Here is a 20,282-nt window from a genome sequence, read left to right on the forward strand (position 1 = left end):
TCAATGCGTCGTAGCTTTCTTCACTCTCTCACTGGGCTCACCGGCGCTGTGGCATTCGGGCTCGCATTCGGTACGACGGCCCTCGCTCAGGAAACTGTCAAGGTCGGATTGCTCTTCACGTACTCCGGTGCATCAGGCATGACCGGCCAGCTCAGCGACAACGCCATCAAACTGTTCCAACAGAAGAATGGTTCAACCGTCGGTGGAAAGAAGATCGAATTCGTCAAGCGGGACACCACCGGCCCGAACCCGGAAGTCGCCAAGCGCCTTGCGCAGGAACTCATCGTTCGCGAAAAGGTACAGATTCTCATCGGACCCGACTTCACTCCGAACGCGCTGGCCGTAGCGCCGCTGGTGACGGAAGCGAAGGTCCCGACCTTTCTGACCGGCGCAGCCACGGGTGGGATCGTCGGCGAGAAATCGCCTTACTACGTTCGCACGTTCTTCTCCATCCCCCAGGCGGTCAAGCCAATGGCAGAGTGGGCACACAAAAACGGCGTGAAGAAACCGTACGTGCTGGTGGCAGATTTCGGACCTGGCCATGACACGGAAGCCACCTTTACAAAAGCATTTACGGCGCTGGGCGGAACGCTGGCGGGGACCGGTCGTGTTCCGGTCCGCAGTCCGGAATTTTCGAGCTACATGCAGCGCATCAAGGACGCTCAGCCGGATGCCGTGTTCGTCTTCATGCCGATCGGTGAACTGGTGCCGCAGTTCCTCAAGGCCTACGCCGATTCGGGGCTCAAGAACACCACCATCAAGCTTCTTGGCACCGGTGACCTGACCGACGAAAGCGTAATTGATGCTGCCGGTGATGCGGGGCTGGGCGTGATCACGTCGGGTGTCTATTCTACGGCGCATGAGTCGGCTGCCAACAAGCAGTTCGTGGCGGACTATGTCGCTCAGTTCGGGAAGTCTCCCCGAGTCACTGCGTCCAGCGTCGCCGTGTGGGATGCGCTGCGCCTCATCTATGACGGCATCGCCGCACAGGGAAGCGCGCCATTCGACGCAGACAAATTCATGGCCTTCGTCAAGGGGCGTTCCATTGAGAGTCCCCGCGGACCGATCACCATTGACAAAGGAAACGGCGACATCACGCAGAACGTCTACATCCGGCAGGTGGAGAAGCGCGACGGCGTGCTCCAGAACGTTGAGATTGCGACGACCAAAGACGTCGCGGCCAAGTGACCGGTGCCCACTGAGCCGACCCAGATCACCTCTGAGTACGACGTCATGAACGCGCTATTGACCATTCTCTTCAACGGGCTCGCGTACGGCGTGCTGCTATTCATCATCGCGGTGGGTTTGTCAGTCACTATGGGAATGATGCAGTTCGTGAACCTCGCGCAAGTGAGCTTCTCGATGCTTGGGGGTTACGTGATGGTGACGGCGATGGGATCGCTGGGCCTTTCGTTCCTGGCGAGCCTTCCGCTCGCCTTCGTCGCCGTTGCGGTTTTCTCCGTCGTCTTGGAACGCTTGGTCCTGCGCCACTTCTACGACACTGACGATCTGACGCAGGTACTGTTGACGTTGGGCCTTGTGTTCATGTCGATTTCGGCGGTCGCCTTCTTTTGGGGGCCCTCGTTTCGGCCGGTGACCGTTCCCGCCTGGCTGAGCGGCCAGGAGCCGGTCCTTGGTCTCATGCTCGAACGCTACCGCATCTTCCTGCTCGTGGCCGGCGCCTTGATTTCCCTCGTGCTCGTGCTTGGACTCGAGCGGACGCGATTCGGTGCCATGGTGCGTGCATGCGTCGACAACCGACGCGCCGCTTCCGGGTGCGGCATGAACACCAGCGCCGTCTTCGCTCTCACCTTCGCGCTCGGCGGTGGTCTTGCCGGATTGGGCGGCGCTCTGTCGGCCAATCTGCTGAGCCTGGACCCCAATTTCCCACTGCGCTACCTGGTGTACGTGCTGATCGTTGTATCGGTCGGGGGCATGGGAAACATCTTCGGCAGCTTGCTTGCCGCGCTCCTGATCGGCGTGGCCGACGTGGTGGGCAAGTACTACGTCCCGGAAGCGGGTGGCCTCTTCATCTACTTGCTGACCGTGCTCATCATGATGTGGCGTCCGCAGGGATTGCTCGGTCGAAAGGTTTGACATGACGCGTCCTGACATTTCGCAGTACTTCTCTGCACGCGGCGGCTGGAGTCGGTGGGAGTTCGCCTTCTGGGCTGTACTTCTGGTGCTCTTCTTCATCCCCAACAGCAATCTTGTCTTGCTGTCACAGATTCTGATCTGGGGGCTCTTTGCGCTCTCGCTGGACCTGGTGCTTGGATACAGGGGCATTCCTTCGCTCGGTCACGCCGCGTTCTTCGGTATCGGGGCCTACAGCGCAGGATTTCTCGGCAAGTATGGCTGGACGGAGCCTATCAGTGGCCTGCTCGTTGCAGGTCTGGTCGCTGGTTGCGCTGGCCTGGCCACGGGGCGCATCGTTCGCGGAATGCATGGCATCGGGTTGCTCATGGTCACGCTCGGACTCAACATGATCCTGTTCGACTTCGTGCATCGTTCGACGCATCTCACCGGTGGGGATGACGGTCTGCAGGGCATCGAGGTCGCGCCAGTGCTCGGAATGTTTCGCTTCGACATGGTCGGACGCACGGCCTACCTCTATACCTTCGTGGTAGTGCTGGTCTGCTTCCTGGTCGCCCGTGTCCTTGTCAAATCTTCCTTCGGCCTCTCGCTGCTCGGCGCAAGGGAGAACACGCGGCGAATGATGATGCTCGGCACGCCGATTGACCGTGATGTGACCGTCGTGTTCGGGATCTCCGCGGCTCTGGCTGGCGTCGCCGGTGCGTTGCTGACCCAGACGACACAGTTTGTCTCTCCCGACGTCATGGCGTTTACGCGTTCCGCTGACGTGCTGGTCATGCTGGTCATCGGTGGCACTGCGGTGCTCTACGGCGGGTTTATAGGCGCTGCGGTGTTCATACTACTGCGCGACTTATTGTCTTCATACAACCCCATCTATTGGTACTTCTGGATCGGTCTGCTCCTGGTGCTCATCGTGGCCACCTTCCGCAAGGGGATTGTTCCAACGCTCCTAGGCCGCCTGGCCCTGCGTCGCGAGGCACGCGCATGAGCGCCGAGACCGTTCTCGAGACCCGCGATCTGCGGATGGCCTTCGGTGGACTAAAGATCTTCGACAAGCTCAACTTCTCGATGCGAAGGGGCGAAAGACATGCGGTCATCGGTCCGAACGGTGCTGGAAAAAGCACATTCGTGAACCTTGTGACGGGGCTTCTGACACCCACGGACGGCAAGTTGTTCCTCGAAGGGCGCGACGTGACGGCCACCACTCCGCAAGAGCGGGTGCATGCCGGCTTGGTGCGGACGTTTCAGATCAACACGCTCTTTCCGACGCTGAATCCTCTCGAATCCGTGGTGCTCGCACTGTGCCAGCGCGACGGCCTCGCGCGCCCTTCGTGGCGACCGATCAGCCGCATGACCAGGCAGATCGATGAGGCGTCCGCGCTGCTCGACCGCTTCGGACTGCTGGGTTCGGCGCTCAGGCCGACTCAGGCACTGGCGTACGGTGAGCAAAGAGTGCTGGAGGTGGTATTGGCGTTTGCCATGAAGCCGCGAGTCTTGCTGCTGGACGAGCCCGCGGCCGGCCTTTCGACCTCGCAGGGAGTGGCGTTGTTCGACCAACTCTCCAGTCTGGCCGGAGAAACGACGGTTCTCTTCATCGAGCACGACATGCACCTGGTTTTTCGCTATGCGGATCGGGTGTCAGTGTTTGCCGGGGGGGATCTGATTGCACAAGGCACCCCCGTTCAGGTTCGCGCAGACGAGCGCGTGCGAAAGGCCTATCTTGGAAGCTGAACTCAAGTCCAGATTGGGGGCCGCCTCCAGCGGCACGTGTCCCTCCGTGCAACCTGCAGCAATGGCGCGAGTGACGGTCGGATCAGAGGCACTCCTGGAGGTCCGCAAGGTATGTGCCGGATATGGGCCGGCCCGCGTGCTGCACGACATGGAGCTGTCGGTTCGTCGCGGCGAGACGCTCGTTGTGATCGGCCGCAACGGGGTCGGAAAAACCACGCTGATCGAGACCATCATCGGGTTGACGACGCACCATTCCGGCGAGATCTGGTTCGACAGCAAGCGCATTGATGCGGAGCCTGCGCATCGCCGCAATCGACTCGGCGTCGGTTGGGTGCCGCAGCAGCGGGAGGTGTTTCCATCACTGACCGTCGAGGAGAACCTCACGGTCGTGGCGCGGCCTGGCACTTGGAACCTCGAGCGGGTCTACGGCCTCTTTCCTCGCTTGAAGGAGCGCCGTGGCAACTACGGCAACCAACTCTCAGGCGGCGAGCAGCAGATGCTGGCGCTGGGACGGGCTCTGATGACGAACCCGTCACTCCTGCTGCTCGACGAGCCGGTGGAAGGGCTCGCGCCCTTGATCGTCAAGGAGATGTTGACTGCGATCGAGCGAATGCGCCACGAGAGCGACATGGCCATCGTGCTGGTCGAACAGAAGTACGACTTGGCATTGGCGCAGTCCAAGCGCTGCGTGGTCATCGATCACGGCTCGGTCGTCCACAGCGGCCCCAGCGAAGAGTTGCTGGGCAACCAACCTCTGATCGACAAGCTGCTTGGCGTGTCGGCCTGATCCCCGGAGTAAAGCGAATGAAGCAATCTCGTCGACGCTCGATCGAAGTCACCGGTGTCTCTCACGGCGCCGCCCCCATTCCCATGGGTGCCCGCGTTGGCAACACCCTCTATTCCTCGGGCATCCCAGGCATCGATCCAGCCACCGGAAAGCTTCCGCCCGACGCAGCCTCGCAGGCTCGCTTCGCATTCGAGCACCTGCGCGCCCTACTTTCCGGAGGCGGTGCCACGTTGGATGACGTGGTGCGCATGACGGTCTACCTGAAGGACGGTGCCGCGCGTGAGCACGTCAATGCCGAATGGCTCAAGTGCTTTACCGATCCGCACGACCGTCCGGCCCGCCACACCCTGATGTACGACCTCCAGAACGGCATGTTGGTGCAACTGGAAGTCGTCGCCATCATCAACGAACTCTGATGCAACAACCGAGGGAAGGTCAATGACCAACGACATTGCGCGCCACACGCTTGGAGACCTGCTGCGGCGCACCAGGCAACGCTTTCCTGAAAAGCTGGCTATTCGCTGCGGCAGGGTCGACTGGACCTACGCGCAGTTCGACGAGGTCTGCAACCAGCTTGCAGGCGGCCTTGCGAAACGCGGGATCGAGATCGGGGACCGTGTCGCCGTAATCTCGCGGAACTCTCACGCGTTTGCGGCTCTGCGGTTCGCGCTCGCCCGATTGGGTGCGGTGCTGGTCCCCATCAATTTCATGCTGAGCACCGACGAGGCGCACTACATTCTTGAGCACTCCGGGGCGAGGATGCTATGTGTCGATGCGGACTTCGCCGCGCTGGGCGCGGCCGCGAGCGTTGATACCTCGGTCAGTGAAACGGTCTGGCTTCCGAGCGAAGGGCCGAGCGATCCGGCGCCAGGATTGACGACGTTCGATGAGCTGCTTGAGAAGGGCGACGCTCCACCGCGAGCGTTGACGGGCTCGATGCTGGCGCAAATCATTTACACCAGCGGAACCGAATCGCGTCCCAAAGGGGCGATGCTGACGCACGACGCGGTCATCTCCGAGTACGTGAGTTGCCTGGTGGACATCGAGGTGGCAGCGAACGATCGGGTCCTGCATGCGCTCCCGCTGTACCACTGCGCGCAATTGGATGTCTTCCTCGGCCCATGCGTTTACGTCGGCGCGACGAGCGTCATCACAGGCAACCCTAACGCTGCCAATCTTCTGGCGTTGATGGCGCGCGACAGCATCAACTCCTTCTTCGCGCCTCCGACTGTCTGGATCGGGTTGATGCAGGCGCCCCAGTTCGAATCGACGGACCTTTCCTCGTTACGCAAAGGCTACTACGGTGCTTCCATCATGCCGGTGGGGGTGTTGAAGGAGATTCAGCGACGCATGCCGGCGGTCCGCCTCTGGAACCTCTATGGCCAGACGGAGATCGCGCCGGTGGCCACCGTGTTGAAGCCTGAGGACCAGTTGCGAAAGGCAGGCACGGCCGGGCGCGCGACGCTCAACGTCGAGACCAGGCTGGTCGACGACGACATGAAGGACGTCGGAGCCGGCGAGATCGGCGAAATCGTGCATCGCTCGCCTCAGCTTCTGTCGGGCTACTACAAGGACGAGGAGCGCACCAAGCTTGCATTCCACGGTGGTTGGTTTCACAGCGGCGATTTGGGAACCATCGACGAGGAAGGCTACATCAGTGTGGTTGATCGGAAGAAAGACATGATCAAGACTGGCGGCGAGAACGTCGCCAGTCGCGAAGTCGAAGAGGCGATCTACGGGATAGCAGGGGTGTCCGAAGTCGCGGTGATCGGACTGCCAGACCCGAAGTGGATCGAGGCGGTCACGGCCGTGATCGTAGCGAGGCCCGGCCAAGAACTCACCGAACAGGGTGTGCTGGAGGCCTGCGCCGGAAAGCTGGCGCTGTTCAAGATCCCCAAGCGCGTAATCCTGATCGACGCGTTGCCAAAGAACCCCACTGGCAAGGTGCTCAAGCGCGAGTTGCGTCTGAAGTACCTGTCTTCATCAAAGGCTTAGTTTCATGAATGATTCCGTCAAACGCCTGAACCGCCTCGATTGCTGCGCGGTGTCGGATGCGCTCGACAAGCTCGGGTTGCGCGATCGTGTTGTAAGCGGTCTGGAGCAGCGATCGACAACTCGGCGTATCGCCGGGCGCGTGGTGACCTACCGGCTCGTCCCTGCCGCTGAGGCGCCACCGCTCGCGGGCGGAGCGCCCCGGCATCTGGGTACGACTGCCATTGATTTGGCGCAACCCGGCGATGTGATCGTTGCTGAGCAGCGCACCGGACTGGATGCTGGTAGCTGGGGCGGCATCCTCACTTTGGGTGCGAAGGTTCGCGGTGTCGCTGGCGTGATCGCGGATGGCCCGGTGCGCGATATCGACGAGGCGCGTACCTACGACTTCCCTGTGTATTGCCGTGCGCTGACCGCCAAGACTGCGCGCGGACGCGTGGCGGAAGCCGAGGTCAATCAACGCGTCACGATTGGCGAGGTAACCGTAGAAGCCGGCGACTACGTGATTGCTGATGCGAGCGGCGTCGCTTTCATTCCGGCCGCTGATGTCGAGCGTGTTCTCGACGCCGCTGAGCCGATCGCAGGTCGAGAAGCGGCTATGGCCAAGGCGCTGCTGGCCGGTCAACCAATCGCCCAAGTGATGGGCGCCGATTACGAACACATGCTGCGCTGAGCGGCGTATTGAAAAAACGATATGACTGACCGCAACGTTGAGCGAGCCTCAAAGCTCGATACAGCAACCTTGAGCGACGCGCTCGACCGTCACGGCCTCAATGGCCAATGCTACAAGATCAAGCCGCGCTCGAGCGATTTCCGCATGACGGGCCGTGCCTGGACTCTCAAGTACGGCCCCGCAGGCACGCCACCGGGCACCGTTGGCGATTACATCGACGATGTGGCGCCGGGCAGCGTGATCGTGCTGGACAACGGCGGACGCGACAACGTCACGGTCTGGGGTGACATCCTGACGGAGGTCGCACACAGCAAGGGCATCGCAGGCACCGTCATCGACGGCATCAACCGCGACGTCTCCCTTTGCCTGCAGCTTGGCTACCCGGTCTACAGCCGCGAATCCTGGATGCGCACGGGAAAGGACAGGGTCCAAGTCGAGGCCACGCAAATCCCGGTCAGCATCGGAGACGTCCGGGTTTGCCCGGGAGACCTCGTACGTGGCGATGCAGACGGCGTGGTCGTCATTCCGAAGGAGCAGGAAGACATCGTGCTTGCCTCTGCCGAAGAGATCCAGACCGCTGAAGACGCGATCCGCGAGTCGGTACGCAGCGGCCTGAACCTGCGCGAAGCACGTCAGAAGCACAAGTACCACCAACTGCAGACGCGCGAGGCTTCGAAATGACTACCACGCCAACCGTGCCCACTGGGCCCACCATTCGCGCCGACATCGAGCGCACCAGCGCGGATGTTGTCGCGGCCGCCCGGTCCCTTCCCACCGCGACTCTGCACGAGGCGGGTGGCCGCATTGGCGTTATGCCGCCGTCGATCAAGCCGGTGGCGCCGACGTTTCGCGTCTGCGGCACCGCAGTCACGGTGCATTCACCAGGCGGCGACAACCTCTGGCTGCACCGCGCTCTCTATGTGGCGCAGCCAGGCGACGTGCTCGTTGTCCACGTCAGCGAGGACTACGAGTTCGGCTATTGGGGAGAAATCATGTCCTGCGCCGCCAAGGCACGTGGCCTGGCTGGCCTCGTCATCGATGGCTGCGTGCGGGATGGCGGCATCCTCGCCGACTTTGGTTTGCCTGTATTTGCGCGCGGCCTGTGCATACGTGGCACGGGTAAGGACTATGGCGCTCGCGGCTGGGTCAATTATCCCGTGCTGTTCGGTGACCTCACTGTGAATGCCGGTGACTTGATCGTCGGCGATACCGATGGGGTAGTTGCGATCCCGCGCGAGCGCGCCGCGCAGGTGGTTGCAGCTGCCGAAGAGCGCGAGGCCAAGGAGGCTGCAATTCTCGATCGAATTCGCGCGGGCGAACGGACTCTCGAGGTCTACAACTTTTAAGGCATCTGCCTCCCAGCCCCCAACCGCATTTCTAGGAGTTCCCCATGATCATCGACGTCCACGGGCATCTTTGCGCCTCGCCGAAGCTCTACGCTTGGTACACCCTGCTGCTCGCCAGCCGTGCCACCTATGGCACGCCACCGCCGCCCATGTCTGATGACGAGATGTTGTCGCTGCCGGAGACAAAGCGCAATCTCGATGCGATCGACTTGGCAGGGACAGACGTGCAGCTGCTGTCGCCCCGGCCCTTCACGATGTTCCACGCCGAGAAGCCGGGACGCGTGGCGCATCGCTGGAACGAGGGGGTCAATGCCTACATTGCGCAGTTCTGCCGCGTGTTGCCAGACCGCTTCGCAGGCATTTGCGGCCTGCCGCAACCAGCCGGCGAGCCGATCCAGACCTCGTTGCCCGAACTGGAGCGTTGCATCAAGGAATACGGGTTCGTTGGCTGCCTGCTGGACCCGGATCCGGGCGAGGGTGACAACAAGACCCCGCCCATGGGGGACGAGTACTGGTACCCGCTGTATGAAAAGCTGTGCGAGCTTGACGTGCCTGCCCATGTGCACTCGACCGGCAATCAGCACGGCCGCGGCACCTACGCCACCCATTTCATCGACGAGGAAAGCCTTGCCATCCTGTCCCTTGTCAACTCGCGTGTCTTCCTCGACTTCCCGAAGCTGAAGATCATCATCTCCCACGGCGGTGGCTCGGTGCCATACCAGGTCGGCCGCTGGCGCGCCGAGCGTCTGCATCCGGTCATGGCAAAGAACCATCCCTTGAACGAGACCTTCGACGAGAGCCTGCGGCGGATCTATTACGACACCGTGATCCACTCAAAGGACTCCCTGGCGATGCTGATCAAGCTCGTGGGCAGCGACCGGGTCGTATTCGGGACTGAAAACCCCGGCTCGGGCACTGCGATGAATCCAGAGACGGGCCGCAGCTTCGACGACATCAAGGCACTCGTCGAGGACATCGACACGTTGACGGCCGAAGACCGCGCCAATATCTACGAGAACAACGCTCGACGCCTGTTTCCGCACCTGAAAGCCAAGGGCGGAGCTCCCGAGGTCACAGGCGACCCCAACAAATACTTGACAGGCGAGGGTGCCCGGCAAGGCATCGGAATGTGACGGGGAGACACTGATGGCTCGCATAGTTCTAGGCATCGGCACGTCGCACAGCCCATTGCTTGTTTTGGGTGGGCCGCAATGGGAGTTCCGATCCAAGGACGATCGGCGCAACACGTCGCTCAACACGCTGGACGGCCGCTTGGTTTCGTACGACGACCTTGTGGCTGAGCGAGGCGAGCCTTACCTCGCAGAGTCAGACCCGGCGGGCTTTCCTGCGATGGCCGCAAGGGCGGAAGCCGCGCTCGACAATTTGGCGGCGCAATTGCGTGCCGCCGAGCCGGATGTGGTGCTGGTCGTAGGAGACGATCAAGGGGAGTTGTTCGGCCCTGAGAACTTCCCGGCGATGGCGATCTATCGCGGCGAAGAACTCGTGATGAAGCCATCAGAGCATCTTCACGGAATGCCGCCGTGGGCCGACCAGAAATTCTGGTCGGGCTATCGGATGGACTTGCCGCACCGCTATCCCGGTGCGCCCGATCTGGCGCTTGACCTGGTGCATGACCTTATTCGCCAAGGTGTCGACGTGGCGTCATCGGATCGTGTCCTCGATCCGAGCGTGCGCGGCTTCGGCCACGCGTTCGGTTTCGTCATCGAGCGGTTGATGAAGGATGTCAGCGTGCCGATGTTGCCGGTGATGCTCAACACATACTTTCCGCCGAACACGCCGACGGCGGCAAGGTGCTACGAGGTTGGAACCAAGATCGCCACGGCGCTTGCCGCCTCTTCGAATCCAGCGCGCGTGGCGGTGGTTGCGTCAGGGGGCCTCAGCCACTTTCTTTGTGAAGAGGCGTTTGACCGACGCATCGTCACCGCCCTCCAGACGAATGACGTCGAGACGCTCACCGCAATACCGCAGGAGGCCATGCTGTCTGGATCGTCAGAGATCCGCAACTGGATCATGGTCTCCGGGATGCTGACCGAGCTGAGATCTGACTTCATAGAGTACATCCCAGTGCACCGAACGCCCCTGGGTTCCGGCATCGGCTTGGCGTTCATGAGCTGGAAGTAAGCGTGGAGAGACATCGTGTCCTACGAACCCCGGAAAATCGACCCTGACGATGGTGTTCGATGGCGACGTCGAACCGGAGTGGCTCAACGCGTTCACGAAAACGATGGCGAACGAGCTCCGGCAAACACACTTCGCCCCGAAGCCGAGACGCTTGCGCGCGGCTTCTACGATGGCAAGTCTGCCGCCTGCGCAGCATTGGCGCGTCCGACGATCTACCGCAACGCGGGCCAGCCCGGTCCGTTCCTCGCCCACATGATTGAATCCCTGGATGTCTTCTACGCAAAACAGCTTGACGGCAAGGAGGGTTGGCGGCATTCCGCGTCACGATTCGACATGCCGGCGGTTTGAAGCGTGTGCCGGATTGTGAGCGAACGCGACTCCTCCCCATCTTCATTTTTGAGTCACTCTGCGCATGCCACCATGACAGTGCCACCCGCTCCCCTTCAGCTCAAGTGGAACCTTGGTGAAGTTGACTGGAGCGCGGCGCGGGAGCGAGAGATCCAGCGTCACTGTTTCGTGGAAATGCGTACTCTGTGGGAGCAGTGCAATCATAGAGGCGTGCGATTGACAAGTTACCAGCTGGGACAGCTGGCAGTGAACGAGACAACTGCAGATGCCGTGCGACTGGACCGCACCACTGAGATGATCGCGCGTGAGCAACACCCGGTGATGTTCCTGAACCTGGTCTTGGAGGGATATTTCCGGGTGGAGCAGGGCGGTCGTTGTCAGGTGGCGCACCCCGGTAGCTTGATGATGTTCGATGGCCAGCAACCATTCGTTCTTCATGCAGGAAGTGGCCATCGCCTCATCTCCTTGCGAGTGCCACATCATGAGCTTGGTGCAGCCTCGCGATTCTTGGCGGCCTATTCAGCGGCGCCCGTCGACAGCTTCTCCCCATGGTTGTGCAGGGGCCTAAAAGCGTTACTACAGGAGTTCGCCGGCCAGCAGCAGGGGCCAAACCTGCACGTCGGTGCTGAAATCGGTGGGGCACTTGTGAGGCTCCTACGGGCGATGCCCGAGGGGAATGGGCCGACGACGCACCAGATCGGTGGGCTCGCAGCTGTTCGCGCATATATTGCTGAACACCATGTAGATCCGATGCTACGTCCTGTGGATGTTGCCAATGGCTTGGGATTGTCTTTGCGCCGACTGCACGCTCTTGCAGCGGCGGAGGGCGTTAGCTGTATGGACTTAGTCTATTCGTGTCGCCTTGAACGGGCCCGGGCGCTGCTGCTGGCCTCGTCTGGAGCGGACCTGTCGATGAAAGACATTGCCGCAGCGGCAGGCTTCACTTCGCCCGCGCATTTCAGCCGGCGTTTCACTCAACGGTTCGGTTACCCACCTCGCGCGCTGCGCGCGCTACGGTAAGACCTGCACCCGCAGACAATTTTTGCTCGCAGGCAGACAAGCGCGTGCCGGGGAGCATCTGATAAACAAGGGATCCAGCTAGATTTAAGAGCATGGATAACCTGGTGGAGGCATGTATATGAAACGACAATCTCTTGCTCGCCGTGACTTGATACGAACAACTTCCGCTGCGGTCTTGGGCGCCGGAGTCGCGGCATGTGGAGGCGGCCACGCGGAGGCCGCATCGCGCTCTGTATTTGTGTTGGTTCACGGCGCTTGGCACAATGCAAGCACTTGGAACCAGGTGATCCCGCACCTTGCTCAGCTAGGGCACGCTGCCGTTGCCGTTGATCTTCCTGGCCACGGATTGCGCGCAAGCTTTCCTGCGAGCTGGCGGCAACGTCCGTTTAATGAGCAAGCATTTGCGGCCGAACGCTCGCCAGTTGCAGGCATAACACTTGATGACTATGTGGTGCACGTGCTTGACGTCATCGAGCAGGTTCGGAACCTCGGCAATGGTCAGGTGATTCTGGTCGGCCACAGCCTCGGGGGCGGTACCATCACGCTTGCGGGCGAACGTGCCGCTGGGAAAATTTCTAAACTGGTGTACCTCACCGCCTTCCTTCCGTTTAACGGGAAGTCACTCCTCGACACGGCGATCGTTCCAGAGGGCGCCAGTAACGAGGTACCGGGGTTGACAGTGGGCGACCTGGCGGTAAGTGGGGCACAGCGCATTGATTTCGCGTCGCCCGACCCGGCTTACCAAGCAAAGATCAAATCTGCCTTCTATGCCGACGTCAGCGATCAGGCGTTTGTGGCAATGGGGAATCTGCTAACTCCGGATGAGCCAATAGGTCCTGCCTTGGTGCCTATTACGAGAACGGCGAGGGGATGGGGCGCCATCGACCGGCACTACATCAAATGCCTGCGCGACAATGCGGTTGTGCCGCCGTTAGCGCAACTCATGATCAGCACGGCGGACCAGGAATTTCCACAGAGAAGAACGGTGGTGCACACAATGGACACGAGCCATTCGCCCTTCCTCTCGGCTCCTGCAGAATTAGCGCGGCTTTTAGCATCTATCGCTTTGGGATGAAGCAACTCCAAAATAGCCGTGCGCCGATAGGATGGTGCTGATGTCACATGGTGCGCTCTTCGCCAGCCCTTGTGCGCCTCCACTGAACCTAGTTTCACTGTTTCGAATGTAGAGCGACTGGACGCCAAGGACGTTGCGCTTCAAAGGGTGGCCAGTGCGCCTGCGGGCCGCGGCGGGCTGCCCGCACAACACATCCACATAGCTTCCCACGGGCCGCCTTGCCCTCGCGGGAAATGAATGTCACCTGATGGCCACGCCGATCTACCTCGAGCAATAAAAAACACCAGACTACGGGGGGCGAAGGTGGCCCTTGATCATCTGCGCATGCGACTGGGAACTCAAGGTAATAGTCCGACGAAGGCCGTCTTGATGAAGCCGGACGAAGTCGGCAGCATGTGACCTGAATAAATGGCACCGTATTAGGTGCCCATCATCAGGAGTGCGTGTACATCATGACGGGTAAGGGAGAACCAGGTCGGCGCCATCACGATCGGGCGTTGAAGGCCAGGCTCATTGAGTTGAGCCTGCAGCCAGAAGCGTCGGCGTCGGCAATCGCGCGGGAACATGGCATCAACGCCAACTTGCTGTTCACTTGGCGACGTGAGTTCCGGCGCGCTGAGACATCATCGGACCGCACGGAATCCGCTGTGTTGTGGCCGGTGAAGGTCGCGCCGGCCGCGGAGGTAATGCCGATGGCCACTTCAATCGGGCCCGCGACCCCGCAGTCGAGACCGGCGCCGCGCAACCGCGTGATCGAGCTAGAGTTTGCCGGTGCGCAATTGCAAATGCGTGGCGCTGTCGACGAAGACAGCCTGTGCAGCGTTCTGCGCGCACTGCGCAGAGTGCATGTTCGGCCCGCGCGCGGGCACCCGGGTTTGATTGGCTGCTGGCGTGACGGACATGCGCTGCGGCATGGAAACGCTGGCGGCGAAGGTGCAGACCGCGCTCACCGAGGACCCCGTACTCCGGACACATCTTCGTCTTCCGTGGGCGGCGAGGCCACTTGGTCAAGTTGCTGTGGAGTGACGGCGACGGCATGTGCCTGCTGGCCAAGCGTCTGGAGCGTGGCCGCTTCATCTGGCCGCAAGCCGAGTCGGGCTCGATCTCCCTGAGTGCCGCACAGCTGTCGATGCTGCTCGAAGGCATGGACTGGCGCCGACCTGAGCGCACCTGGCAGCCGCGCGCAGCGGCGTAGCGGTCCGCCGGCCAAGTTGACAGGACAACTCCCGTTGTAAGGCCGGGTTCCGGCCGGCACAGCCGTGCCCTTGACCTCGCAGGAACTGCTTGCCGCCAACGCCGCTCTCAGCGGCGAGGTGCAGGCCCCCAAGGGGCATTGAAGATCGCGCTGCTCACCGTCGAGAAGCTCAAGGTCGAAGTGGCGTACTTGCGTCGCATGAAGTACGGTCGCTCCAGCGAACATCTCGAACACGCTCAGCTTGAACTTGTGGGCGACCAGAACGCGCAGCCAGCATTGACCCAGACGCAGGCCGAGGGCGCCGGCGCCGAAGACTGCGAGTGTTGGCGCCGACCGGAAACTGAGCCAGTGGGTCAGTTTTACATCGGCGCTAACAGCCAACCTCTCTCGACGTGGGTGGGAGGACAACGTCGAACTTGGAACCTACTTCAGCGAGGATGAGCTTCGCAGCAGCACCATGGACCTGCAGCTAATCTCGGCCATCGAGACTGCGACCGTGTGCCCCACCAAGAAGCACCTGTCTTGTCACGGGGTGCCTGTCGGCCTGAACGGGCCTCGCAATCGCCCAGCGGCTATTCCCACGAGTTGACCTGCAGGTGTGCGGCTTGCACTTGTTGGAAGCTGCCTTGGTACGCAAGCTCCAACCGCTCTGCGGCCTTCCGCAAAGGCTCCAGGCACTTCTCTGCGACCGCCATATTCGTCACCGCACCGTGGATAAAGATGCAGGTGAGGGTGCAGGCAACCGTGCCTTTGAACATCACGGGCACCGCGATTGCGCCAACCGTTGCTTCGATCCCAGGGTCCCGTATCGAATAGCCGCGCTCGCGTGTCAATGCCAGCTCGCGTCGAATGCCTTTGTGCTGCGGCAGTGGGGCGCTCTGGTGCAGCAAGCGGTCCAGCTCCATCTCGCTGCACCATGCCACGTACGCGCGACCGGCGGCGGAATACCAAAGTGGGCCACCCACGCCGACGAAGTTCCTATTGATCTCCATCGCGCAGTGCATGCGGTTGGACGCGCGGGCTCGCATGCGATCTCCGTAAAGGAACATCACATCCGACGGCCAGCCGATCTTCTCAATGAGTTCCAACAGGATGGGAGCGGAGACCGTTTCAAGCCAGTTCTCGAAATGAAAGCCGTTGGCCAAGTTGAGAACCCTCGGTGCCAACTCAAGGGTTGCGAACTCGTGGTTCTCTGTCACGTATCCGCAGTCCACCAGCGTTTCGACCAGGCGCACCACCGTGGCGCGAGGCAATGCAGTCTCCCGAACCAGATCCTTTAGACGAATGCTCCGATGAAGGCTGATGACCTCCAGAAGCGAGAGCCCCCGTTGACAGCTGCGCACGGAGGCGTAGTTTCTGTTCTTGTCGGGTTGGCTCTTCGTGGTGGCCATGTGTGTGCTCGTGCCTGTCAGTCGCTCTTGGGCAAGTTCAATCTTTTCACCAGGGCTTCCCAGCGCTTGATCTCTGATGCGATCTCCGACTTGAACTGCTCCGGAGAATTGTTGATCGGCAGAAAGCCTTGGTCTGTGATCCATCTGGCGACGGTCGGCTGTTGAGCGGCTGCAACGATGGCGCGGTTTAGCGCCGAAACCGTCTCTGAGGGAGTTTTTGCCGGAGCGAAGAACCCGAACCATAGCGTGAAGTCCACTTCAGGGTAGCCGGACTCCGCCGTGGTCACGACCTCGGGCCAGTAGGCCACGCGTTGCGAGGCAGAAACCGCAAGGGGATGCACCTTCCCGGACTCAGCGAGGGGCTTTGACATGCTGATGGGAGCCACGAGGTAGGCGATCTCACCCGTCATCAGCGCCTGAAGCATGGGCGTTCCACCCGCGTAGGGGACATGAACCGCCTCGATCCCGGTGACCGACTTCATCAGCTCCCCCGCCAAATGTGTCGAGCTGCTGATGCCAGACGAGCCGAAGGTGATCTTGTCCGGGTTGGCCTTGGCGTGCTGGACGAAGTCCTTCATCGTCTTGGCTGGAACGCGGTTGCTGACCATGACCACGGCTGGGAGATCCACGGCCTTGGTGACCGGAGCAAGGTCTTTCAGCACGTCGTAGGGAAGTTTGTTCTTGGTCACCGCCTCTGTGGAAAGCGCGCCCGTGTTCAGCAGGAGGGTATATCCATCCGGCTTCGCCGTCACCACGGTGCTGGTCGCGATCTGCCCGCCGGCCCCTGTCTTGTTTTCGATGACTACCGGCGTGCCCAGATCCTGTGAGAGCTGTTGTCCGATGCGTCGTGCAAGCAGATCCCCTGGCCCGCCGGCCGAGAAGGCAACCACGATCTTGATCGGCGCGCTCTTGAAGCTTGGCGGTGTCGCTGCAAGCGACGATTGTGGCGATCCGAAAGCGGCAACCAACGAGGCGCCGATCGCCATGGACGTGAATCGGTTCATCTTCATCTCCTTATCGAAAGTTCTATGCTTCACTTGTTCAACCGAGCGGTCTTGGTCGGCACTTGGGCTCGGATCGCTGACGCTGCCCAGTTGACTTGGTCCACGTCCATGGCTGTGATCGCGTGATTGAGCAGCCCGGCGGCGTTGTTCACCGACTCCTTGATCATCGCGACCGCATGCGCTGGAAGGGACGACAGGCGACGCGCCAGGTTCATGGCCGTTTCTATGGCCTCTCCGCGGGGAGCAAGCTCGGTGGCCAATCCCCAGTTCGAGGCGGTTGTTGCATGCACGCCCTCGCCGAGTAGCAGCATCCGTTTCGTGTTCGCCGCCCCGCAGACGGACACAAGCCGCGGCACCGCCTGCCATCCCATGGGCAGGCCCATATGGACTTCCGGGAACTTGAAGAAGGCGTTCTCCGCGCAGACGCGGAAGTCGCAACAGAGGGCCAGGCTGGCGGCGCCGCCTACCGCGAAACCTTCGATCGCCGCGATGGTGGGCTGTGGAAGAGCCTCCCATTCACGGCAAACGCGAGGTCCCAACTGCGCGACCATCCGCTGCGCCGCGAGGTCGTCGGCTGGGATTTCCCAGCGCTCAGGGTCGTCGACGTCCGCCCCCGCAGAAAAGCAGGAGCCTCTCCCTGCCAACACCACGGCTTTCACGGTCCGATCGCTCTGCAGTTGGACCGCTACATCGCGCAGCTGACGGAGCATGCTCACCGAGATCGCATTCTTTTTCTCGAACCGGTTCAGCTGAACCAGGGCGATGGACTCGCTGATGCTCAGCAGGACGGTCTTAGGAGCCGTCGCTTCGATGCCTTCAGACATGGGTAGCCTGTGCCGAGAACTGTTCACGAAGGGCAAACTTCTGAACCTTGCCAGAGGACGATTGTGGGAGCGCGGGCACGATGAAGATCCGCTTCGGAACCTTAAACCCGGTTGCCGTCTTGCGCATGAAGTCTTTGACCTCGTCAGCGCTGGCTTTCATGCCGGGCCGCAAGACGATCGCGGCCACGAGTTCCTCTCCCCAGCGCTCATGCGGCAGACCGAAGGCGCCGGCCTCCTGCACTGCAGGATGCTCGATCAGGGCGCGTTCGACCTCCAGCGCGGCAACGTTCTCGCCGCCAGTCTTGACCATGTCTTTGCTCCGCCCTACGAAGAATGCGTACTCGTCGGCTTCGACGCGCAAGATGTCGCCCGTGCGAAGCCAGCCATCACTGGTCAAGGTCTCCCGCGTCTGCGAGTCCTTTTTCCAGTACCCCGGAAACACCGTCGGTCCCCGAACCTGAAGCTCGCCCGTGGCCGGAAGCTCTGCAATGCTCAGGCCGTTATCGTCGACAAGCCGCCATTCGACGTGGCGCCAGAAATGCCCGGTGGTGCCTGGGCGCATCTCCGATTCCCAGCGGAACCGGCTACGAATCGAAGTGCCGCAACATTCGGTCTGCCCGAAACCCCATCCCCACTCGGCGTTGGGGAAGAAACTCACGATCTCGTTCTGTTGCTGTTCGCTTAGCGGCGAGGCCGCAGCCTGAAGGGCGTCAACAAAGTCGAATCGTTTGCCCCTGTTGCGCAGCTCTTTGACGAGGTCCACCCACATGACCGACAACAGCGGGATGTTTGTGGGTCGGAAGTCTTCCACCACGTCGGCGTACGCCCGTGCCTCAAACTTCGACATGACGAAGATCGAACCTCCGGCGTACAGGATCGCGCCGTTCAGAACTCCGAAGGCGTTGATGTGGAACAAGGGCGAGACCATGATCGCCCGGTTGCGACGGGTCAGTTCCAGCTCGACGATGTTGTTCAAGCAGTTCCAGACGAAGTTCTGGTGGGACAGCATGGCGCCCTTTGGCCTCGACGTGGTGCCCGAGGTGTAAAGGATCATGCAGAGGTCCGATTCACTGACCGTGCCGAACCGTGACCCGGTCAGAGTGCCGCGTACCGGGTTCATGCGCCACCCCGAGCTATCCAGTTCGCGCGCAACTGGCACAGGGACGGTCTGCCAGTTTGCCTCGTTGATGACGGATGCGAAGCGGGCCTCGTACAGGAGCAAGGAAGGTTCGCAGTCTTCAAGCGCGTGGCGAATCTCATCCGCCGAGTAACGCGTGTTCAGGGGGACAAGAACGAATCCGGCCAACGCGGTGGCGTAGATCAACGCGACGTACTCGATGCTGTTGTCCGCGACGATGGCGACCCGATCGCCCGGCTTGACGCCACCGTCCTGCACGAACTGGGCAACGTCTTTGACGAGGTTGACGAATTGCCGGTAAGTGAACTGCCTGTTGGCATCGGAAAGCGCGACGGCATCGGGCTGGCGTACCGCGTGGTACGCCAAGGTTTGATAGATGTTGGGCATGTCGGTGAGGCTGTGGAGATTCCGTGAATACGGTTTCAGATTCTGCAGAGCGCATGTTCATCGTCAACCGAACCTCGGAATGTGTTCATCCAGTGAACACAGATGCACAGTCAGGGCCGCCGACCACTTCGCAGAGTTGCGCTGCACGAACGCGCCATAAATTGCGTGGCGCTCTTCCTGCCGCGCGTCTGTCGTTGCCACCTTCTTTGACAAGCGTGCCGCGGATACCTTAGCGACCTTGTTGGAGGGCCGGCGTTGCGCGCAGCCGCTCGACCGCCAGCTCGACGAACGAGCGGGTTCGAGCGGACATCGTCCGGCCTTCCCGGTGGATGACGTTGACCGGAAGGGCGGACTGAGGAAACGCGTCCAGCACCGAGACGAGCCGCCCTTGCTCGATCTCGCGCGCCACCTGATAAGACAAGAGACGAGCGATGCCTGCGCCGCCGACGACTGCAGCCACAGCGGCCTCGCTGTTGTTGCACGTCAGGCGTGGTTGCACCTGGATGGTGGCGGGAGATGCCTTTGAAAAGCGCCACTCCAGCGACGTCCATCCTCCGACCGATGCCACGATGCGATCGCCGGGTAGGTCAAAGGGCTGGGATGGGGTTCCGACCTGGGCCAGATAGGCGGGTGATGCGCAGCAGACGTGACGCAACGAACCGACGGGTATCGCGTGATAGCCAGAGTCGGGAAGAACCCCGATTCGAACGGCCACGTCGATGTCCCCAACCGCCAGGTTCACTCTGTGGTCGGAGAACTGGGCCTGCACACGGATACCGGCATAGCGCGCCAGGAACTCGTTGATGACGGGTACCACATGGATGGCGCCGAAACGGATGGGTGCCGTCACGGATAACAGCCCTTTCAGGGAGGACTGCACACCTGCCACGGTGTCGCACCGCTGAGGCCGCCGCCGGAGATCCATCACAAGCAGGACTTCCGCGTCGGCCAGCGCGTGAGCTTCACCGACCAAAGCCTGAAGCGTCACGTCGGAGAAATCGTTCGGATCAACCAGCGCACGGCCACCGTCCACTGCGACGGCCGCGCATGGCGCATGGCGTTCGCTCTGCTTCAACACGTCACCGACATCAAGCCTTAAACCATCCGGCCGTCAACAACGGCCTCGAGCGGACTA

Annotated in this window: 22 protein-coding genes and 2 pseudogenes; 18 read left to right on the top strand and 6 right to left on the bottom strand. The window is 61.4% G+C overall.

Annotated features, from left to right (window positions below):
* Positions 1-3 precede the first annotated feature (3 nt).
* The 16 genes and pseudogenes from ACSFBC_RS25055 to tnpA form a co-directional block, all read left to right on the top strand.
* Positions 4-1,188 (top strand): ABC transporter substrate-binding protein, encoded by a 1,185-nt coding sequence (locus ACSFBC_RS25055; RefSeq protein WP_435513047.1) that lies wholly within the window; start codon positions 4-6, stop codon positions 1,186-1,188.
* A gap of 45 nt (positions 1,189-1,233) precedes the next feature.
* A complete protein-coding gene (locus tag ACSFBC_RS25060; RefSeq protein ID WP_435513048.1) occupies positions 1,234-2,097 on the top strand; it encodes a branched-chain amino acid ABC transporter permease in 864 nt (287 codons plus the stop codon).
* Position 2,098: 1 nt separating this feature from the next.
* A complete protein-coding gene (locus ACSFBC_RS25065) occupies positions 2,099-3,082 on the top strand; it encodes a branched-chain amino acid ABC transporter permease (protein ID WP_435513049.1) in 984 nt (327 codons plus the stop codon).
* A complete protein-coding gene (locus ACSFBC_RS25070) occupies positions 3,079-3,825 on the top strand; it encodes an ABC transporter ATP-binding protein (protein WP_435513050.1) in 747 nt (248 codons plus the stop codon). Before ACSFBC_RS25065 ends, ACSFBC_RS25070 begins: the two co-directional genes overlap by 4 nt.
* 61 nt (positions 3,826-3,886) lie before the next feature.
* Positions 3,887-4,612 carry an ABC transporter ATP-binding protein gene (locus ACSFBC_RS25075; protein WP_435513206.1) on the top strand — a complete coding sequence of 242 codons (726 nt, stop codon included), beginning with the start codon at positions 3,887-3,889 and terminating at the stop codon, positions 4,610-4,612.
* A gap of 17 nt (positions 4,613-4,629) precedes the next feature.
* Positions 4,630-5,028 (top strand): RidA family protein, encoded by a 399-nt coding sequence (locus ACSFBC_RS25080; RefSeq protein ID WP_435513051.1) that lies wholly within the window; start codon positions 4,630-4,632, stop codon positions 5,026-5,028.
* Positions 5,029-5,050: 22 nt separating this feature from the next.
* Positions 5,051-6,607 (top strand): fatty acyl-CoA synthetase, encoded by a 1,557-nt coding sequence (locus tag ACSFBC_RS25085; protein WP_435513052.1) that lies wholly within the window; start codon positions 5,051-5,053, stop codon positions 6,605-6,607.
* A 4-nt stretch (positions 6,608-6,611) separates the two neighbouring features.
* Positions 6,612-7,277 carry an RraA family protein gene (locus tag ACSFBC_RS25090; protein ID WP_435513053.1) on the top strand — a complete coding sequence of 222 codons (666 nt, stop codon included), beginning with the start codon at positions 6,612-6,614 and terminating at the stop codon, positions 7,275-7,277.
* A 21-nt stretch (positions 7,278-7,298) separates the two neighbouring features.
* Positions 7,299-7,958 carry an RraA family protein gene (locus tag ACSFBC_RS25095; RefSeq protein ID WP_435513054.1) on the top strand — a complete coding sequence of 220 codons (660 nt, stop codon included), beginning with the start codon at positions 7,299-7,301 and terminating at the stop codon, positions 7,956-7,958.
* On the top strand, positions 7,955-8,623 hold the full coding sequence (locus ACSFBC_RS25100; RefSeq protein WP_435513055.1) for a 4-carboxy-4-hydroxy-2-oxoadipate aldolase/oxaloacetate decarboxylase: 669 nt from the start codon (positions 7,955-7,957) through the stop codon (positions 8,621-8,623). Before ACSFBC_RS25095 ends, ACSFBC_RS25100 begins: the two co-directional genes overlap by 4 nt.
* Before the next feature lie 44 nt (positions 8,624-8,667).
* Positions 8,668-9,756: an amidohydrolase family protein gene (locus ACSFBC_RS25105; RefSeq protein WP_435513056.1), complete on the top strand. Its 1,089-nt coding sequence runs from the start codon at positions 8,668-8,670 to the stop codon at positions 9,754-9,756.
* A 13-nt stretch (positions 9,757-9,769) separates the two neighbouring features.
* Positions 9,770-10,765, top strand: a complete 996-nt coding sequence (locus ACSFBC_RS25110; protein ID WP_435513057.1) for a DODA-type extradiol aromatic ring-opening family dioxygenase — start codon at positions 9,770-9,772, stop codon at positions 10,763-10,765.
* Between the two features lie 15 nt (positions 10,766-10,780).
* The gene (locus ACSFBC_RS25115) at positions 10,781-11,113 is read left to right on the top strand and encodes a Clp protease/crotonase-like domain-containing protein (protein WP_435513058.1); all 333 of its coding nucleotides are present in this window, start codon (positions 10,781-10,783) and stop codon (positions 11,111-11,113) included.
* A 72-nt stretch (positions 11,114-11,185) separates the two neighbouring features.
* Complete coding sequence (locus tag ACSFBC_RS25120) at positions 11,186-12,133, top strand: helix-turn-helix domain-containing protein (protein ID WP_435513059.1); 948 nt, start codon at positions 11,186-11,188, stop codon at positions 12,131-12,133.
* A 118-nt stretch (positions 12,134-12,251) separates the two neighbouring features.
* Positions 12,252-13,208, top strand: coding sequence for an alpha/beta hydrolase (locus ACSFBC_RS25125; RefSeq protein WP_435513060.1), 957 nt, complete (start codon positions 12,252-12,254; stop codon positions 13,206-13,208).
* Between the two features lie 452 nt (positions 13,209-13,660).
* Positions 13,661-13,984 (top strand): annotated as a pseudogene (gene tnpA, locus ACSFBC_RS25130) (IS66-like element accessory protein TnpA); the annotation flags it as partial.
* Here tnpA and ACSFBC_RS25135 read toward each other — a convergent pair.
* The gene (locus ACSFBC_RS25135) at positions 13,967-14,158 is read right to left on the bottom strand and encodes a hypothetical protein (RefSeq protein WP_435513212.1); all 192 of its coding nucleotides are present in this window, start codon (positions 14,156-14,158) and stop codon (positions 13,967-13,969) included. The pseudogene tnpA and the gene ACSFBC_RS25135 overlap by 18 nt on opposite strands.
* A gap of 14 nt (positions 14,159-14,172) precedes the next feature.
* On the opposite strand from ACSFBC_RS25135, the pseudogene tnpB reads away from it, so the two are divergent.
* Together tnpB and ACSFBC_RS25145 are read left to right on the top strand one after the other, a co-directional pair.
* Positions 14,173-14,403, top strand: a pseudogene (gene tnpB, locus ACSFBC_RS25140) (IS66 family insertion sequence element accessory protein TnpB); the annotation flags it as partial.
* Positions 14,404-14,541: 138 nt separating this feature from the next.
* Entirely contained in the window at positions 14,542-14,844 is a 303-nt protein-coding gene (locus tag ACSFBC_RS25145) for a transposase domain-containing protein (protein WP_435513061.1), read from the top strand.
* A gap of 131 nt (positions 14,845-14,975) precedes the next feature.
* Here ACSFBC_RS25145 and ACSFBC_RS25150 read toward each other — a convergent pair whose 3' ends face one another.
* The 5 genes from ACSFBC_RS25150 to ACSFBC_RS25170 all read right to left on the bottom strand — a co-directional run bounded on the left by ACSFBC_RS25150 (position 14,976) and on the right by ACSFBC_RS25170 (position 20,225).
* Positions 14,976-15,794: a helix-turn-helix domain-containing protein gene (locus tag ACSFBC_RS25150; RefSeq protein ID WP_435513062.1), complete on the bottom strand. Its 819-nt coding sequence runs from the start codon at positions 15,792-15,794 to the stop codon at positions 14,976-14,978.
* Between the two features lie 17 nt (positions 15,795-15,811).
* Complete coding sequence (locus ACSFBC_RS25155) at positions 15,812-16,798, bottom strand: Bug family tripartite tricarboxylate transporter substrate binding protein (protein ID WP_435513063.1); 987 nt, start codon at positions 16,796-16,798, stop codon at positions 15,812-15,814.
* A 29-nt stretch (positions 16,799-16,827) separates the two neighbouring features.
* Positions 16,828-17,622 carry an enoyl-CoA hydratase/isomerase family protein gene (locus tag ACSFBC_RS25160; protein WP_435513064.1) on the bottom strand — a complete coding sequence of 265 codons (795 nt, stop codon included), beginning with the start codon at positions 17,620-17,622 and terminating at the stop codon, positions 16,828-16,830.
* A complete protein-coding gene (locus tag ACSFBC_RS25165; protein ID WP_435513065.1) occupies positions 17,615-19,147 on the bottom strand; it encodes a class I adenylate-forming enzyme family protein in 1,533 nt (510 codons plus the stop codon). Before ACSFBC_RS25165 ends, ACSFBC_RS25160 begins: the two co-directional genes overlap by 8 nt.
* 229 nt (positions 19,148-19,376) lie before the next feature.
* Positions 19,377-20,225 carry a LysR substrate-binding domain-containing protein gene (locus tag ACSFBC_RS25170; protein WP_435513066.1) on the bottom strand — a complete coding sequence of 283 codons (849 nt, stop codon included), beginning with the start codon at positions 20,223-20,225 and terminating at the stop codon, positions 19,377-19,379.
* Positions 20,226-20,282: the final 57 nt, after the last annotated feature.

Origin of the sequence: Variovorax frigidus (assembly GCF_051216515.1) — a bacterium.
Taxonomy (GTDB): domain Bacteria; phylum Pseudomonadota; class Gammaproteobacteria; order Burkholderiales; family Burkholderiaceae_C; genus Variovorax.

Coding starts and splice junctions, on each gene's coding strand:
- ACSFBC_RS25055 (WP_435513047.1), top strand. CDS start 4: ATGCGTCGTAGCTTTCTTCACTCTCTCACTGGGCTCACCGGCGCTGTG.
- ACSFBC_RS25060 (WP_435513048.1), top strand. CDS start 1,234: ATGAACGCGCTATTGACCATTCTCTTCAACGGGCTCGCGTACGGCGTG.
- ACSFBC_RS25065 (WP_435513049.1), top strand. CDS start 2,099: ATGACGCGTCCTGACATTTCGCAGTACTTCTCTGCACGCGGCGGCTGG.
- ACSFBC_RS25070 (WP_435513050.1), top strand. CDS start 3,079: ATGAGCGCCGAGACCGTTCTCGAGACCCGCGATCTGCGGATGGCCTTC.
- ACSFBC_RS25075 (WP_435513206.1), top strand. CDS start 3,887: ATGGCGCGAGTGACGGTCGGATCAGAGGCACTCCTGGAGGTCCGCAAG.
- ACSFBC_RS25080 (WP_435513051.1), top strand. CDS start 4,630: ATGAAGCAATCTCGTCGACGCTCGATCGAAGTCACCGGTGTCTCTCAC.
- ACSFBC_RS25085 (WP_435513052.1), top strand. CDS start 5,051: ATGACCAACGACATTGCGCGCCACACGCTTGGAGACCTGCTGCGGCGC.
- ACSFBC_RS25090 (WP_435513053.1), top strand. CDS start 6,612: ATGAATGATTCCGTCAAACGCCTGAACCGCCTCGATTGCTGCGCGGTG.
- ACSFBC_RS25095 (WP_435513054.1), top strand. CDS start 7,299: ATGACTGACCGCAACGTTGAGCGAGCCTCAAAGCTCGATACAGCAACC.
- ACSFBC_RS25100 (WP_435513055.1), top strand. CDS start 7,955: ATGACTACCACGCCAACCGTGCCCACTGGGCCCACCATTCGCGCCGAC.
- ACSFBC_RS25105 (WP_435513056.1), top strand. CDS start 8,668: ATGATCATCGACGTCCACGGGCATCTTTGCGCCTCGCCGAAGCTCTAC.
- ACSFBC_RS25110 (WP_435513057.1), top strand. CDS start 9,770: ATGGCTCGCATAGTTCTAGGCATCGGCACGTCGCACAGCCCATTGCTT.
- ACSFBC_RS25120 (WP_435513059.1), top strand. CDS start 11,186: ATGACAGTGCCACCCGCTCCCCTTCAGCTCAAGTGGAACCTTGGTGAA.
- ACSFBC_RS25125 (WP_435513060.1), top strand. CDS start 12,252: ATGAAACGACAATCTCTTGCTCGCCGTGACTTGATACGAACAACTTCC.
- ACSFBC_RS25150 (WP_435513062.1), bottom strand. CDS start 15,794: ATGGCCACCACGAAGAGCCAACCCGACAAGAACAGAAACTACGCCTCC.
- ACSFBC_RS25155 (WP_435513063.1), bottom strand. CDS start 16,798: ATGAACCGATTCACGTCCATGGCGATCGGCGCCTCGTTGGTTGCCGCT.
- ACSFBC_RS25160 (WP_435513064.1), bottom strand. CDS start 17,622: ATGTCTGAAGGCATCGAAGCGACGGCTCCTAAGACCGTCCTGCTGAGC.
- ACSFBC_RS25165 (WP_435513065.1), bottom strand. CDS start 19,147: ATGCCCAACATCTATCAAACCTTGGCGTACCACGCGGTACGCCAGCCC.